At 69.3% G+C, this 15,657-nt stretch carries 15 protein-coding genes; 6 read left to right on the plus strand and 9 right to left on the minus strand.

The genetic code is table 11. From position 1 onward, the window contains the following. Nucleotides 1–66 precede the first annotated feature (66 nt). Both ABD235_RS14245 and ABD235_RS14250 read left to right on the plus strand, forming a co-directional pair. Nucleotides 67–1,632: a DUF4139 domain-containing protein gene (locus tag ABD235_RS14245; RefSeq protein ID WP_344174198.1), complete on the plus strand. Its 1,566-nt coding sequence runs from the start codon at nt 67–69 to the stop codon at nt 1,630–1,632. Nucleotides 1,633–1,666: 34 nt separating this feature from the next. Further along, nucleotides 1,667–2,692: an alpha/beta hydrolase gene (locus tag ABD235_RS14250; protein WP_344174200.1), complete on the plus strand. Its 1,026-nt coding sequence runs from the start codon at nt 1,667–1,669 to the stop codon at nt 2,690–2,692. 27 nt (nt 2,693–2,719) lie between these two features. On the opposite strand, the gene ABD235_RS14255 is transcribed toward ABD235_RS14250, so the two are convergent. Then, nucleotides 2,720–3,163 (minus strand): VOC family protein, encoded by a 444-nt coding sequence (locus tag ABD235_RS14255; protein ID WP_344174202.1) that lies wholly within the window; start codon nt 3,161–3,163, stop codon nt 2,720–2,722. 172 nt (nt 3,164–3,335) lie between these two features. Here ABD235_RS14255 and ABD235_RS14260 point away from each other — a divergent pair, with 172 nt between their 5' ends. Continuing rightward, nucleotides 3,336–3,572, plus strand: coding sequence for a hypothetical protein (locus tag ABD235_RS14260; RefSeq protein ID WP_344174204.1), 237 nt, complete (start codon nt 3,336–3,338; stop codon nt 3,570–3,572). A gap of 23 nt (nt 3,573–3,595) precedes the next feature. Here the strand turns inward: ABD235_RS14260 and ABD235_RS14265 are convergent, their stop codons facing one another. Then, nucleotides 3,596–6,013, minus strand: a complete 2,418-nt coding sequence (locus tag ABD235_RS14265) for a glycosyl hydrolase (RefSeq protein ID WP_344174206.1) — start codon at nt 6,011–6,013, stop codon at nt 3,596–3,598. Nucleotides 6,014–6,121: 108 nt separating this feature from the next. Beyond that, nucleotides 6,122–6,667 (minus strand): GNAT family N-acetyltransferase, encoded by a 546-nt coding sequence (locus tag ABD235_RS14270; RefSeq protein WP_344174208.1) that lies wholly within the window; start codon nt 6,665–6,667, stop codon nt 6,122–6,124. A gap of 121 nt (nt 6,668–6,788) precedes the next feature. On the opposite strand from ABD235_RS14270, the gene ABD235_RS14275 reads away from it, so the two are divergent. Beyond that, nucleotides 6,789–8,138, plus strand: coding sequence for an NAD(P)/FAD-dependent oxidoreductase (locus ABD235_RS14275; RefSeq protein WP_344174210.1), 1,350 nt, complete (start codon nt 6,789–6,791; stop codon nt 8,136–8,138). 50 nt (nt 8,139–8,188) lie between these two features. Here ABD235_RS14275 and ABD235_RS14280 read toward each other — a convergent pair whose 3' ends face one another. Both ABD235_RS14280 and ABD235_RS14285 read right to left on the minus strand, forming a co-directional pair. Beyond that, on the minus strand, nt 8,189–8,911 hold the full coding sequence (locus tag ABD235_RS14280) for an alpha/beta fold hydrolase (protein ID WP_344174212.1): 723 nt from the start codon (nt 8,909–8,911) through the stop codon (nt 8,189–8,191). 89 nt (nt 8,912–9,000) lie between these two features. Beyond that, nucleotides 9,001–9,561: a YbhB/YbcL family Raf kinase inhibitor-like protein gene (locus ABD235_RS14285; protein ID WP_344174214.1), complete on the minus strand. Its 561-nt coding sequence runs from the start codon at nt 9,559–9,561 to the stop codon at nt 9,001–9,003. A gap of 141 nt (nt 9,562–9,702) precedes the next feature. On the opposite strand from ABD235_RS14285, the gene ABD235_RS14290 reads away from it, so the two are divergent. Further along, the gene (locus tag ABD235_RS14290) at nt 9,703–10,503 is read left to right on the plus strand and encodes a hypothetical protein (protein ID WP_344174216.1); all 801 of its coding nucleotides are present in this window, start codon (nt 9,703–9,705) and stop codon (nt 10,501–10,503) included. 48 nt (nt 10,504–10,551) lie between these two features. On the opposite strand, the gene ABD235_RS14295 is transcribed toward ABD235_RS14290, so the two are convergent. From ABD235_RS14295 to ABD235_RS14305, 3 genes are all read right to left on the minus strand, one after another. Beyond that, nucleotides 10,552–13,035 carry a X2-like carbohydrate binding domain-containing protein gene (locus tag ABD235_RS14295; protein ID WP_344174218.1) on the minus strand — a complete coding sequence of 828 codons (2,484 nt, stop codon included), beginning with the start codon at nt 13,033–13,035 and terminating at the stop codon, nt 10,552–10,554. Nucleotides 13,036–13,191: 156 nt separating this feature from the next. Next, a complete protein-coding gene (locus tag ABD235_RS14300) occupies nt 13,192–13,650 on the minus strand; it encodes a DinB family protein (protein WP_344174220.1) in 459 nt (152 codons plus the stop codon). Next, complete coding sequence (locus tag ABD235_RS14305; RefSeq protein ID WP_344174222.1) at nt 13,647–14,264, minus strand: class I SAM-dependent methyltransferase; 618 nt, start codon at nt 14,262–14,264, stop codon at nt 13,647–13,649. Before ABD235_RS14305 ends, ABD235_RS14300 begins: the two co-directional genes overlap by 4 nt. A gap of 66 nt (nt 14,265–14,330) precedes the next feature. Here ABD235_RS14305 and ABD235_RS14310 point away from each other — a divergent pair, with 66 nt between their 5' ends. Continuing rightward, entirely contained in the window at nt 14,331–14,903 is a 573-nt protein-coding gene (locus ABD235_RS14310; protein ID WP_344174224.1) for a helix-turn-helix domain-containing protein, read from the plus strand. A gap of 6 nt (nt 14,904–14,909) precedes the next feature. Here ABD235_RS14310 and ABD235_RS14315 read toward each other — a convergent pair whose 3' ends face one another. After that, entirely contained in the window at nt 14,910–15,563 is a 654-nt protein-coding gene (locus ABD235_RS14315) for a transglycosylase SLT domain-containing protein (protein ID WP_344174226.1), read from the minus strand. Nucleotides 15,564–15,657 lie beyond the last annotated feature (94 nt).

Raw genomic sequence — 15,657 nt, forward strand, 5'->3', positions numbered from 1 at the left:
CCGGCCCTTCGTGGCCTGTGGACGACGCACGGCAGAGAAGGCCTTCCGGCGGCTACTGTCGGGGCCATGAGCGAACTCGTGGTGGACGCCCCGATCGTGGCCGTCGTCGTGTATCCCGACCGCGCCCGGGTCACCCGGCGCGGCCGGATCACCGTGCCCGCCGGTGACCGGACGGTGTACGTCGAGGCGTTGCCGCTGGGTCTGCAGGAGGACTCCGTTCGGGTCTCCGGGCGCGGACCGGCGACGGTGCTCGGGGTGGACGTGGCGATGCGGCATCATCCGCAGGCGCCGGACGAGACCGTGGCCGCGCTCGAGCGCCAACGCCGCGAGGCGCTGGCCGAGGTCGAGGAGCTGGCCGATGCCGACGAGGTGCAGGTTCAGCTCGACGCCTTCCTCGCGCAGTTGGGCCGACGGGCCGGAGGGACCTTCGCGCGGACCCTGGCGAGCGGTGACTCCGGGGTCGAGCTGGGTGAGTTCACCGAGTCGCTGGCGGGGCGGCTGTCCGCCGTACGTTCGAAGCGGCGGGAGCTGGCGAAGCAGCGCCACGAGGCGGAAGAGCGGCTGGCCGCTGCTGACCGCCGGCTTGCCGCGGTGGCGGAGCAGCGGGCTCCTGATCGGCGGTCGGCCGCGGTCGGGCTGGCGCTGGAGTCCGAGGCAGAGGTGGAGATCGAGCTGTCGTACGTCGTGCCCGGCGCCGGCTGGAGCAGCTCGTACGACGTACGGCTGTCCGGCGATCGGTTGACGTTGAGCTGGTACGGGCTGATCACGCAGCACACGGGTGAGGACTGGCCCGAGTGCGAGCTGACACTGTCGACGGCTCGGCCGATGGTGAGTGCGAAGGTGCCTGAGCTCGATCCCTGGTACCTCGACCGCTATCACCCGCCGGTGCCGGTCGCGGCTGCCGCGCCAGGTGCCGCTCCTCGTCCCATGGCCCGGCAGGCTTCGTACGGCGCTGCTGAAAGCCTTGCCGCGGCTCCTGCCTTCGCGGACGTCTCCGCGACCGTCGAACAAGGCGTCACGGCCGCGACCTACACGCCGCCACGACCGGTCGCCGTCCCGGCCGACGGCGCTTCGCACCGGGCGACGATCGCGTCCGTCGAGCTCGACACCGAACTCGACTACGTGACCGCGCCGGTCCGGTCGCCCGACGTCCACCTGCGCGCCACGGTCGTGAACTCCTCGGAGCACACGCTGCCCGCCGGACGCGCCGCGGTCTTCCACGAGGCGGACTTCGTCGGCTCGACCGCGCTGCCGTTGTGGGCTCCCGGCGAGGACGTCGAGCTCGCCCTGGGCCTGGACGACCGGATCCGCGTCGAGCGCAAGCTCGTCCGTCGTACGGCGAGCAAGGCGACGCTCGGCTCGACCCGGCGGCGCGAGGTCGAGTACGAGACCCGCGTCGAGAACCACACGCCCCGCACGGCCCGGGTCACCGTCCTCGACCAGCTCCCGGTCGCCCGTGACCACGAGATCGCGGTCAAGCCGATCACCACGTCGCCCGAGCCCGCGGAAACCACCGACCTCGGCGTCGTCACCTGGAAGCTCGAGCTCGCGCCGGACGCCGAGGTCGCGGTCAAGCTCGGCTTCCGCGTCGACACCGGCAAGTCCGTCGACCTGACCGGTTGGCGGGAGTAGCCCTGCATTCCCTTTGATCCTAGGAGGACACCGTATGTTGCCGTGGCGTGCTGAGTTGGCCGGCCGGTTCGTGGAGTCGCAGTTCGAGAGTGAGCTGCTGCGGGGCAATCCGCTGGGCGATCCGCACGTGCGGCCGGTGCTCGTGTACCTGCCGCCGGGGTACGAGTCGGGTGATCAGCGTTATCCCAGCATCTACGTGGCGATGGGGTACACCGGGCACCTGGGCATGTGGTTCAACCGGACGCCGTTCCGGCAGCCCTATCCGGAGTTGCTGGACGCGATGTTCGCGACCGGCGACGTGCCGCCGGCGATCGTCGTGTTCGTCGACGCGTGGACGAAGTACGGCGGCTCGCAGTACCTGGACTCGCCGGGGACCGGGCAGTACCACTCCTACCTGTGCGACGAGATCGTGCCGTGGGTGGACGCGACGTACCGGACCATCGCCGACCGCGACCACCGGGCGATCACCGGGAAGTCGAGCGGCGGGTACGCGGCGATGGTGACGCCGTTGCTCCGGCCCGACGTCTTCGGCGCGCTGGCGACGCACGCCGGCGATGCGGCGTTCGAGGTCTGCTACCGGCCCGAGTTCCCGGTCCGCGCCAAGCAGCTGCGCGACCGGTACGACGGCTCGTACGCGGCCTTCTTCGCCGACGCCGAGAAGCGCGCCGGCCAGATGACGCACCAGGATCTCGTCCTGCTGGAGATCTACGGCTACGCGTCGGCGTACTCGGCCGAACCGGACGGCACGGTCCTGCTCCCCTTCGACGACCTCGGCGAGATCGTCCCGGAGATCTGGGACCGCTGGCTCGCGATGGACCCGGTCGCGATGCTGAAGCAACCCCAGTACGCCGAGGCCCTGCGCTCGCTCCGCGCGGTGTGGATCGACGCCGGCAAACAGGACGAGTACCACCTGGACCTGGGCGCCACCGCCTTCCACCGCGCAGCCCAAGCGCTCGGCGGCCCGGAACTCCACTTCGAGCTCTTCGAGGGCACCCACGCCGGCATCGAGTACCGCTACCCGCTGGCCGTCCGCTGGCTGTGCGAACAACTCACGCGGTAGAAATTCAGACGCCCCGACACCACTCCTTCACTGCGGCCGTGCGGTGATGCCGTGCAGGAGTCCTGTGGTCTGCCCGATCTCGATGAGGTACCCATCGGGATCGCGCAGGTAGCAGCGCAGCTCGGCGCCGCGGTCTTGGGGCTCGGTGAGAAACCGGGCGCATTGGGCGCGGGCCTGCGCGTGGAACGCGTGGATGTCGGCCACGCGGACGTTGAGGAACGCCGACACCGGGTCGCCGGGTTCGGGGGCGGTCAGTACGACGTCCGGCTTGTCCGGAGTGGGGCCTCCGCCCGGATTCATGACGATCCAGGTGTTGGCGACCTTCACCGTCGCCGGGTTCTCCGCGAGCACGATCTCGCCGCCGAAGACGTTCGCATAGAACTCCCGCGAGACACCGACGTCGCGCACGGTCAGGAAGTGCGTCACCAGCAGTCCGTGCTCCGGTGCGGGAAATCCGTCGTACTCGGTCACGGCTGTCTCCCAGGAATCGGTGATCCGTCGGCAGCTCAGACAGGACAACCCTCCGACCTGTGACAACTGGAACGGGACCGAGAAACGTTTGATTAACGTCGACTACTGCGGGTACTGGCCTTATGACAAGGCGTAACGATGTTGCGCACGGCAAGGGAAGGCGGAGGTCCCGATGAGACGCATGGCAAGGATGGTGGCAGTGGCGAGCATGGCGGCGGTCGCGATGTTCGGCGGGACGACGGTGGCGAACGCGCAGCCGACCGGCGTCCAGGCCGAAGGCGAGGTCTCGTGCGGCTACGACTTCGACAAGTGCCACCTGCAGTGGTTCGACTACGGCTTCGTGAAGAACTACATCGTCAGCAAGATCTACTACCGCGGTGGCGGCTACCACTTCTACTGGTGGAACTGACCCCCCGGACCTGAACCGGCCGGCTACTCCGCCACAGCCCCCGGTTCAGGTCCGTCTGCCGCAGGCACCTGAAGGACCACGGGCGAGCTGAGCAGACCGGAGTGCAGGAAGTCGGCCGCGTGCTCGATGTCCTGCAGTTCGAAGCGATTGCCATGCGCCGCCGTGACGGACTCCACCAGCGGCGCGAGGTGCTGATCACCGGCCAGCGCGTTCGCGCCCGTGTTGTGGACGACGATCCGCAAGGTGTTGCGGCCGGGTCGAGCAGCCTCGGTCACGTCCACCCGGTACGGCGGCGCCCACACGCTCCCGCACCGGACGTCGTTCACCCAGACCTCGGCGGCGACCCCGACCGGCGGGACCAGCCGGGCGTGGAACGAGTTCGACGGAAGGTACTCCTCGGCGTCCGCCTTCTCCCCCGGACCGAAGTCGAGGAAGGTCCGCGCGGCCTCGGAGAGCTCGATCTCCGTCAGGTAGGTCGCCGATCCCGAGTACGTCGGCCGCAGGTCCTCCCACCGATCCGGCAGGCCGACCGGCTCCGCGCCGTCGCCGAAGTCCACCCGCCACGGGCCTGCGACCGGGCCTACGACCTCAGCCTCGACCGAAGGCTCAGGCACTCGGTCGACCGGCACCAGGACCACCGACTCGTACGGATGCAGCGTCACCTCGGAATCGACCACCGTCGTCGCGCCCGTAGCGGCATCCCAACGCTCGAAGGCGTCCGAGACTTCGAAGCGAAAGCTGCGCACCTGGTTGCCGGTGTTCGCGACGAAGTACACGTCCCCGTCGTCGAGCCGCCGATGCACGATCCCGATGTCCTGCTCCACAGGCTCCGGCAACCGCTCGACAAGCTGCTCCAGATTCACCACCTCACCCGCCTCGAGCCATTCCCGAGTCCGCGCCGGCACCATCGCACCCTCCGGTACGACGACCAGCCCGCCCGGCTCCAGCACGTCGACCGCATCGTCGTCCACCAGGTCGAAGTCCAGCCCCGACTCACGAATCGCCCGCGGAATCTCCTCCCCGATCACGTCCCGAGCCGCCCGATACAGGTTCACCGACCCTCGCGCCGCGACGTACACGTCGGACGCAGGCACGTACACCTTGATCTCCCGCACCGGCGTCCCCTGCTGCAACAGCCACGACAGCCGGTGCAACGACCCGAACAACTCCGGCGCGACCGGCCACCAAGGATTGCGATCGTCCAACGCCCCGGCGGCGTAGAAGATCCAGCCCACCCCCGGTGCATCCGACGGTGAGTACGGCCAGCCGTGCCCGATCAGCTGGTTCACGCCCGACAGGAAGTGCTCGTGCGCCTCACCCTTGAGGTCCAGCGGCGTCGCCCGGAACGACGGCGAGTGCACCCACGTCCACACCTCGGCCGACACGACCTGCTGCCCGTACGCCGCGGCCGCCGACGCCGCCCACCGCGTCTCGGGCACGCGCGTCCATCCCCACCCCTCGCCCTCGTACAGGTCGGCGAACCGATAGCTGCTCACCGTGGCGCCCGGTTCGCCGTAGCTCTGGATCCGGAACGGCATCCCGTGCCCGGCCGCCCACCGCTGGAACACCGCGACGAGGTTCTGCTCGTACAGCTCCGCCAGCGTTCGCTGAAAGTCGATCCGCACCTGCGCCGATCCGGCCGTGTCGACCAGCAGTTCGTAGAGCCGCGGCCGCAACGAGTACTCCCGCCGGGCCGCGAACTCCTCCAGCAGACCCGGCGTCCAGTCGGCGCCGTACACCTCCAGGCTGTCGCAGAACACCGACCCGACCAGCTCCGGCCCGGCGGCCAGCAGAAACGGCTCGGCGACCGACGCGATGTGCTTCTCCGCCGCGGCCGCCGAGTAGTGATCGAGCACCGGCCCCTCGGCACCCGCCGCGGCCCGCTTCACGTTCTGCCCGGTCAGTCGCGAGGTGGCGATCAGCACCTCCCGCGGCCCCTTGCCCGCCGGCACGTGGATCACCCCGTCGGCGATCGCGAGCTCCTCGTACGCCGACGGCGCGGCGCCGTCGCCGACGAACGCGGCGACGATCTCGTCACCGGGCCAGGCCTCGACCACCGGGACGTCGTACGACGAAGCGCCGATCTCGCGCCGGTCCCAGCTCAGCCCCCGCGCGGCGTGCTCCGGCCCGATGTGCCCACCGCCGTACGACCAGCCGCTGCCGAGCGTGAGGTCGAACCGCAGCCCGAGGTCACGCGCGGTCCGCGCCGCGAACCCCAGATCCTTGAGGAGCTCGTCCGAGCCGAACCGCGCGGTCACCGGACCCATCGGGTACACGAAGGCGACCTCGACCCCGCCGAGCCCGGCCGCGGCCATCGCGCGCAACTGCCGCTCGAGCTCGGTCCGCTCGACCGACGGGCCGAACCACCACCACCGCATCATCGGCCGGCCCTCCGCCGGCGGATTCCGGAACCGGCGTCGTACGTCGTCCACGGTCGCCATCGCGTCGGCCTTCCCAGTCGCCCACGGTGCTCGTGCCTCCACCCCATCGCGCCGGCCCGACCACGTCAACGAACCTGTCCGGGATCGGTCACCCCGCGCCGGGGCTGATCAGTCCTCCTCGCAGGTCGCGCAGTACGCCAGGTCGTCGTGCCGCAGCCGGTACAGCTCCAGGCGTCGGTGGTGGTACTCCTCGGTCTCGCCGATCCACTCCATGCCGATCCGTCGCGCCGTCGCCGCCGCGCGCTCGTTCGACGCGCCGACCAGGGCGAACAACTCGTCGACGTTGGCGTGGTGCATCGACCAGCGCGCCACCGCCTCACCGGCCTCCGCCGCGTAGCCCTGGCCCCACGCCGTCCGGGCGAGCTGCCAGCCGATCTCGATGTCCTCCCACGGCGCCAGCCGCAGCAGTGCGACGCCGCCGACCAGACGCTGCGCGTCGCGCTCGCGGACAGCCCAGTGGCTGACCGGTTTCACGTCGTCGGCCTGCCACTGCCGCAGGACCGCGCGCATGGCCGCCTCGTCCGGAACGCGGTGCATCTCCGGGGTCAGCCAGCGGGTCACCTCCTCGTCGCCGTAGATCGCCAGGGCTTCCGGCGCGTCGGTGTCGCGCCAGGGCCCGATCACCAGGCGGTCGGTCTCGATCCTCGGTTCCATCGCAGTCCCTTCGATGCTGTCGGCACTGAAATGGACCGGGCAGCCCCCGCGGTTGTGACAGGGATCGCGTCACAGCTCGGGCGGTTGCTTTGTCTTCATCAGTAGGAGAGAGGGGACGTACATGCGCAAGATCGTGATCGTCGGCGGCGGGTACGCCGGGTTCTACACGGCCTGGAAGCTGGAGAAGACGCTGCGCCGCGGCGAGGCCAAGGTGGTCGTGATCGACCCGCGGCCGTACCTGACGTACCAGCCGTTCCTGCCCGAGGTGCTGTCCGGTGCCGTCGAGGCCCGGCACGCGGCGGTCTCGCTGCGGCGCAACCTGCACCGCACGAAGATCGTCGCCGGCGCCGTCACGACGATCGAGCACGGCCGCAAGACCGTCACCGTCCGGCCGACGCAGGGCGCCGACTTCGAGATCGAGTACGACGTGCTGGTGGTGACCGCCGGTGCGGTGACGCGGACGTTCGCCGTACCGGGGCTGACCGAGCAGGCGATCGGGATGAAGCACGTCGAGGAGGCCGTCGCGATTCGCGACCGGCTGCTGACGGCCTTCGACGAAGCGTCCGTGCTGCCGCCCGGTCCGGCGCGGCAGCGACTGCTGACGGTGACCTTCGTGGGCGGCGGGTTCGCCGGGGTCGAGGGTTTCGCCGAGCTGCTGTCGCTGGCCAACAAGCTGCTGTCCTTCTATCCGGAGCTGACCCCTTCGGACCTTTCGTTTCATCTGGTCGAGGCCAAGCACCGGATCCTGCCCGAGGTCAGCGATCGTCCCGGGCAGTGGGTGGTCTCGCAGCTCGAGAAGCGCGGCGCCCACGTTCACCTCGACTGCTCGATGGTCTCGGCCGTCGACGGTCACGTCGTCCTGTCGAACGGCATCGAGTACGACGGGGAGCTGATCGTCTGGACGGCCGGCAACGCCGCGCCGCAGCTCGTGCGCAACCACACCGACCTGCCGGTCAACGCGCAGGGACGCCTGCTGGTCCGGGCGGATCTGCGGGTCGGCACCGACGACGAGCCGATCGAGGACGCCTGGGCCGCCGGGGACGACGCGGCGGTGCCGGACCTCGCGGCGTCCGTTGCCGGAACCTACACGGTGCCGAACGCGCAGCACGCCGTACGGCAGGGGAAGCTGCTGGCGAAGAACCTGCGCGCTTCGCTGCGGGGTCGCGCTCCGAAGGAGTACGTGCACCACAGCCTCGGCGCCATCGCCACGCTCGGACTGGGCACGGGGATCTTCCAGTTCCGGGGGCTGGTGATCAAGGGGTTCCTGGCCTGGCTGATGCATCGCGGGTACCACGTGCTGGCGGTGCCGACGTGGGACCGCAAGATCCGCGTCCTGGCCGTGTGGCTCACCGCGGTGTTCTACGGGCGGGACATCGTCTCGCTGGCGTCGGTGCAGCGGCCGCGCGAGGCCTTCGTCACCGAGGCCGACGTACCGCGTGAAGCAGTTGCATCGACAGCTGCCCGGAGCTGAACAAAGGAGTTGGCCGCTCGCTCGGGCGAGCGGCCAACTCGTTTGTTGGCTCAGCTGGAAACCGCCGTGACGGCTTCGAGGATCACCTCGGCGACTGGACCCGGCTGCGAGACGCTCAAGGCGTGCGAGCCGCCCTCGATCTCGCGGGTCGTCCGCGCGCCCGCCCGCTCGGCGAAGTACCGGTGAGCGGCCACCGGAATGTTGCGGTCCTGGTCACTGATCACGAACCACGACGGCGTCGTCCGCCAGCCCGGCGCGTCGGTCGGGAGCGGATCGGTCAGCGCCTTCTCGGTCACCGGCCGCTGCGTCGCCGCCATCAACGCCGCCTCCTCCGCCGGTACGTCGGCGCAGAACTGCTGGTGGAACCGGTCCTGCCGGATGTACAGCTCGTTCCCACCGGACGCCACCGGGTAGCCGGCCAGCGCATCACCGAGCGTGCTGCCCGGGAACTTCGCCGACAGCTCCAGCGCACTCTCCCCGTGCTCCGGCGCGAACGCGTCGACGAACACGAGTCCCACCACAGCGTCGTTCTGCGCCGACGCCTCGGTGATCACCATCCCGCCGTACGAGTGCCCGACGAGCACGACCGGCCCGCCGACCCCGGCGACGACGTCCCGCACGTACGCCGCATCGCCTTCCAGGCTCCGCAATTGGTTGCCTGCCGCAACGGTCTGCCCCCCTTCGGCCTGCAACCGCGCGACCACCCCGTTCCAGCTCGCGCTCTCCGCGAACGCCCCGTGCACGAGGACGACGGTCGGCTTCTGTTCAGTCATGGCTCTGCTCTCCCCTTGATGAATAGCTGTCACCCACTTGGACCGAACAGCCACCCACCCTGTGACGAGATCCCGCAGGCCCCGCCGAGTTACCCCTCGCGCCGATAGGTCGCGACGAACTCCGCCGTGTCGACTACCGCCGACTCAGCCGCCGCCAGCACGGTCCGCGCGGGTACGCCGTACGGCAGGTCGATCGCCTTGTTCAACGCCAGCAGCGTGAACCGGTAGTGATGGGTCTGCCCTGCCGGCGGACAAGGCCCGTTGTACGTCGCCTCGCCGAGATCACTCAACGCCTCACGCGCCTCATTCGGCTTCGTGTGCTCAGCCAGCCCGCCCGCCCCCGGCGGGATCTTCCACTCCACCCAGTGGATCAACGGGTCACCCTGGGGACTCACCTTGTCGTCGTCCACCATCGACAGCACCAGCTCCACGGTCCCGCTGGGCACATGCCGGAACACCAACGGCGGCGAGAAGTCCCCCGCCCCGTCACACGTCATCCGTGGATCGAAACTCCCGTCCGCCCGGAACCCGTCACCGGCCACCACGGCGAACTTCCCGTCGTCAGATGCGACCGGCGCGGGATCTTCACCGTTCGAACACCCGGCGACGGCGAGCAGCAGGACAGCAACAGTTACCGGCAACTTCAGCACGCATTCACGCTAACCACTCCGCCCGTGATCCGACCCTTACCGATCATCGACCATGCAACCGTCGCGGCGGGCCGTACGTCGTACCCGCCGACAAGACACACGCCCATCCGGCCGGAACGCCGGGATCTTGCGGAGGTAGTGATGGTGAACAGGATCAGCAGACGGCACGCCCTGATGCTCGGCGGTGGGGCGCTGGCAGCGGCGCTCGGCACGAGTCAGGCGGCGGCGAGTCCGTGGGTTCGGCTGCCGGTGGTGACGGCGAACATCGGGCGGAAGAACCTCGGCGCGCGGGAGGCGGCGATCCGGGACGTCCGCACCAACGCCGACCCGGGGAATCGGCCGGTCGTCGGCTGGCAGGAGATCCGGGAGGGCGACGAGGGTGAGCCGGCGATGATCTCGCAGTACTTCGGCGACGCCTACCAGAACGCGTTCCTGCGGCACGACACGTCGTACCGGGTGCCGATCTCCGTGCCACAGCCCTGGACCGTGGTGAACTCCAACGCGACCTTCGTGCACGGCGGGATCAGCGACGTCACGCCACCGCGGTGGATCAACGAGGTGGCGGTCGAGCACTCGGCGTACCCGGGGCTGAAGTTCGTGCTGATCAACACGCACTACCTGGCCGGCGCCTACAACGGCGAGCAGAACCCGAACCTGCGCGACGAGTGGGACCTGCACAAGAAGACGCACCGCGAGCGGGTGATGGCGCACCACGAGCGCGGGCACCTGGTCATCTGGACCGCCGACACGAACAACCCGGGCTACGACCAGGCAACCGGACAGGCGGCCGAGCGCAAGGTGTTTGCCAATGGCATCGACCGGATCGACTGGCTGCCCGGGGACGGGACGGTACAGCTCGAGCTCACCGGCACCAGGAGCGTGCCGATGAGCGTCGACAGCCACGAGGCCCGGGTCGCGCTGTTCCGGATCCGGCTGGCCTGAGACGTGAACGGGGCCCGGGGATCCCGGGCCCCGTTCACTGGCTTACTGCTAGCCGATCGTGTAGCGGAGCTGGTCGGACCGGAGGACGTCTCCGGAGACCTTCACGATGCGGACGGTGTGGTTGGCGTCCTTCAGGCCGGACTGGGTGAAGGCCGGCTGGAGGGTCACCCGCTCGTCGCTGTGCAGGTTGACCCGCTGGACGAGCTTGCCGTCGATGAAGACGTCGGCCTCGCCCTGGTCGGGCGCCTTGGCGGTGTTCCACTGGACCGACGTACCGCGGAAGGTGAAGCTGACCGAGGCGCCGTTGGCCGTGGTGAAGTGGATGTCGTCGCGGTAGTCGCCGCGGAAGGTGAAGTCCAGGGCGTTGTCACCGGTGGTGAGCTTGGCCAGGTACTCCTTCTTCAGCGTGACGTTACGCCCGGCAACGGTGTAGTCGGTGCCCTTGACCAGCGCCGTACCGGCATTGGCGACCGACGCCAGCTCGCTCGAGTCACGAGCGATCTCGATCGTCACGTCGGCCGGAGCCTTCTTGTCGAAGGCAACGGTGTCCGGGTTCAGCAGGCTGACCTGCCGTACGTCGAGCTTGTCGACCAGCATGAACTGGCCGGACTTCTTCACGCCGCGGATCGTGTGTGTGCCGTTCGGCAGGTCCGAGATGCTGAAGACCTTCACCTGCGCGCCGCGGCCCTCGGCCTGGTGCGTGTCGACGGTCTGCTTCAGCTCGCCGTCGATGTAGATCTCGACCTCACCCTGCGACTCGTGGGTCTCGGTGAAGTAGTCGACCCCGGTCCCGACGAACGTGTGCGTGAACGCGTCGCCGTTGGCCTCGGTGTACTGCACGTCGTCCTGGTAGTCACCGAGCCCGCGCCCGGTGCTACGGCTCCACGACCCCGTGTAGTTGATCTGCGGGTCGTCGTTGTTCAGCGTCACGGTCCGGACGCCGGCGTTGTCCGCCTGCGGCGGCGTGGCCGCGCCGGTGTCGGTCACCTTGACGGTCAGCGGCTCGGAGACCGCGGAGACCTCCTTGTTGCCGTTGCGCTCCCAGGCGCCGTCGTACTGCGCGCGCAGGTCGTCGTCGTTGACCCGGATCGACACCTTTTTCTGCGGCGTCACCTTGAACAGCCGGGCGCCGTGCGGCGGTACGACCTTCGCCGTGTAGCCGGTCTTGAAGGCGCCGAGGTCCTTGCCCGCCCACAGGTCGCGCACCGACGCGCCGCCGTCCAGGCCGAGGTCGGCGAAGTTCGCCGTCATGTCCGCCTCGGTGGTGCCGAGGTTGAACAGGGCAACGGTGTACGAGCTGTCCGCGTTCAGCGAGTACCAGACCTGGCGGTTGGTCTTGGTCGACACCGGCTGCGCGGGGCGGCCGGCCTGGTTCACCGCGATCACCTCGCGGTTGGTCAGCAGGTCCAGCCCGTACTGGTCGAGCTTGGTCATGTCGTTGCCGATGTAGAACGGCGCGGCCGAGACCGCCCACAGCGTGGCCGCCGTACGCCGCTCGTCCTTGGTCAGGCCGTCCATCGTGCCGTTACCGACATTGAGCGAGTCGAGGTCGTTCCAGCCGCCGGGCCCACCGTGGCGCCACCAGTCGGCCACCTTGGGAAACAGCCGGGAGATGTTCGGCCACGCGGTCAGGGCCTCGTTGGTGCAGTAGCACTCGACGTCCCAGTCCAGCCGCCAGCCGTTCGCGACCGACTTCCAGTAGTCGGCGTACCGGATGTCGAGCGCCCAGGACAGCTCGAACCAGATCTTGTGCCGGGCCAGCGCCTTCGACCAGCCGGCCACCTCGTCACGCGCGTCGAGCGACAGGTCGTTCTTGCCCGAGCCCGGAGTCACGCTGTCGAACTTGAGGAAGTCGATGCCCCAGCTCGCGAACAGGTCCGCGATCGAGTCGATGTACTTCTGCGCGCACGGGTTGTCCATGTCGATCCGGTAGCCGAAGCCCCAGTAGTCGCCCTGCTGCCGCGGCTCCTTGGCCAGGTTGCCGGTGGTGCAGCCGGGAGCGCCGTAGATCGGCAGGTTCGCCTTCAGTACGGCGTCGGAGATGCCGGGGATGCTGTAGATCCCGACCTTCTGGCCGTTGTCGTGGATGTGGTCGATGACTTCCTGGAACCCGTTCGGGTACAGCGTCTTGCTCGGCGTCGGTCGGCCGTACGCGTCGATCCCGTCGTTCCAGGCGGCGTCGATGTTGATGTACTTGTAGCCGAACGGCTGCAGCTTGGCGTGCATCGCGTCGGACTGCGCCTTGATCTGGGCCGCGGTGATCCACTTGCCGCCGAGCGGCGAGAAGACCTCCATGCTGTAGCTGCTCCAGCCCATGTAGGGCTTGGCCGCGACGGCGCCCGCGGGCGCGAGCGGGTCGGCGGCCGGCAGTGCCGCGGTGGTCGTCGTGTCGGCCTTGCCCACCGCGGTGGTCGTGCCGGGGGTGATCGGGGCGGCCGACGAGACGGCCGCCGCCCCCACCGGCAGGATGACGGCGACGGCGAGCCCCGCGATCAGGCCTCGGATCGCCTTGGGTCGGCGGGATCTGGTCATGAGCGGTGACCCTCTCTGTGGTCTTCGAGTGAGCCGTACCGACCGGGGCGGATCGGATAGGATATTGGAACCCTGAAGGCTGACCGAGAGGTTGTCAAGACTTTCTGTCTTGCGTGAAGAAATTAGTTTTGCGCCGCCGTACGTCGTACCGCCCGCTCAGCGGCCGACCGCGCCGTCCAGCTGTTCCCGCAGGATGTCGGCGTGCCCGGCGTGCCGGCCGGTCTCCTCGATCAGGTGCACCAGGACCCACCGCCGCGACGCCCCTCGGGGTCCGGCAGATGACTCGAGGTCCGTCCAGCCTGCGATCACCGCGTTCGCCCGCTCGACGACCTCGCGGTAGGCAGCCAGTACGCCGTCGACGGTCTCGTCCTCGCCGGCGTGGAACGTCTTCTTCCAGTCCCGGACCTGCTCGCCCAGCAGGTAGAACCGCTCGACCGCCGTCACGTGCTTGACCAGCCCCAGCAAGTTGGTCCCCGAGTCGACGCCCGGCGTCCTGACCTGCGGCTCGGGGACGCCCGCGACCTTGCCCGCGATCGCCGCACGCAAGTAGTCGAGGAACCCTTGGAGCGTGGCCTTCTCGTCCGCCCCGGTGCGCGGCGGCCCGACGTCCTTCATCGCCCACTCCGCTGGATGAGCAGCACGTTGTCGGTGACCGTCGCGGTTACGCCACTCGGACCGACGGCTTCGCGTTGCGGGCTGTCGGCCCGGAGTACGGCGTACTGCTCGGGGTCGAGCTCGAGCTCGGCCGCGATCTCACTCGGGGGCGTGAAGTGGGCGTCGGGGTCCTGGTTCCAGGACCAGGGCGCGATCGAGCCGTGGTCGACGACCAGGAGGAGACCGCCGGGGCGTAATGCCCGAGCTGCTTTGCGAAGCACCGCGCTGCGGGGGAAGTCGAAGGGGGTCTGCAGGTACTGCGCGGAGACGAGATCGAAGGTGCCGGGCGGGAAGGTGCGGGAAAGGTCGTGCCGTACGGCGGTGATGCTGCCCTGCCGTCCATCAACCAGCTCGAGCGCGCCGACCTTCTCGACAGCCGTGCCGGAGATGTCCACGGCGGTGACCTGCCAGCCCCGCTGCGCAAGCCAGAGGGAGTCCCCGCCCGCGCCGCACCCGAGGTCGAGCGCGGCGCCGGCCGGCAGGGGCTCGGCCGTCTCCACCAGCAAGGGGTTGACCCGGTCACCCCAGGTCTCGCGCTCGTCGTACAGGTTGTCCCAAAAGGTTTCTGCCGTCATGCCCGCCAGCATCGACCGGGCACTTCCGACCTTGCAAACCTTGTTGCGGATCCGCATGATGTGGCCATGGGCAACCCCGAAAAGGACGTACTGGAAGGCGTCGGACCACGCTTGCGAGCGTTACGCCAAGCACGCAGCACGACCTTGGCCGACCTGGCAGCCGAGACCGGCCTGACCGCAAGCACCCTCTCCCGGCTCGAGACCGGAAAGCTCCGCCCAACGCTGGAGCAACTGCTCCCACTGGCCCGCGCACACGGCGTACCGCTCGACGACCTGGTCGCGGCACCACTCACCGGCGACCCCCGGATCCACCTCCGACCAGTACGACGCTCCGGCCTCACGATCGTCCCGCTCACCCGGAGACCGGGCGGTGTCCAGGCCTACAAGGTCGTCTACCCACCAGCAGGCCGAGCATCGACCACCAAACGCCAGACCCACGAGGGCTACGAGTGGTTCTACGTCCTCACCGGCACCATCCGCTTCATACTCGGCGAGGACGAGTACGTCCTGACCGAGGGCGAGGCCGCCGAGTTCGACACCCGCCTCCCCCACTGGCTCGGCAGCGCCGACCACCGCGCAGCCGAAGTACTCACCCTCTTCGGCCCCCAGGGCGAACGAGCGCATCTGACGCCGCGCTGACGCGCCTCACTTCCGTACGGCGTCGGCGGACTTTTGCCAGTTGTCGTGGATGCGGTCGAGGTAGGACTGCGCCTGCGAGCCGGGCTTGCGGCCGTTGGCGAACAGGCGCATGTTGCCGCGGCCCGCGTTGTAGCCGAGGGCAACCAGTTCGTCCCGGGTGAGCTGGGTGCGGAGGCGGTCCGGGAGGCCTCGCGCGAGGTCGCTCAGGTGCCAGGCGGCGGCCTCGATGGCGAGCTCGGGATGGTCGGGCAACTCGTTCCACGTCCGGCCGGGCATCCGGCGGCCGCGCTGGGTGTCCTCGAACGCGGCCTCGTGCATGTTCGCGATGCCGAGCGCCGGGTTGGAGTCGATCTTCTGCCAGGAGCGTTCGAACTCCGGGTCGTGCGGTTTGTACGACTCGTTGTAGAGGATCGCCATCAGCAGCTGCGGGTTGACCTTCGCCGCGGCGGCCGACTTGCGGACCTGTACGGCGAAGTGCGCGGGGTCGTAGTCGGTCCACCAGTCGGTGGAGGTCGCGGTCGCCTTGGGCTTCGGCGCCGGTTTGGTTGCCGAGGACACCGGAGCGCTGGGCTTGGCCTCACCGTCCGACTCCGGACCGCGCGCGACGCACGCCGCGACGCCTACCGCGCCGACGACGATCAACCACCAGCCCTTGTTCACCCACACCCCTCATCCGCGGCGCCAGGTCACCAACCCTACCGACCGGACACCACAGACCTGAGGAGGTACGACGCCCGCAGGCGTTCGGCGAGGA

This window comes from Kribbella lupini (assembly GCF_039529595.1).
Classification (GTDB): domain Bacteria; phylum Actinomycetota; class Actinomycetes; order Propionibacteriales; family Kribbellaceae; genus Kribbella; species Kribbella lupini.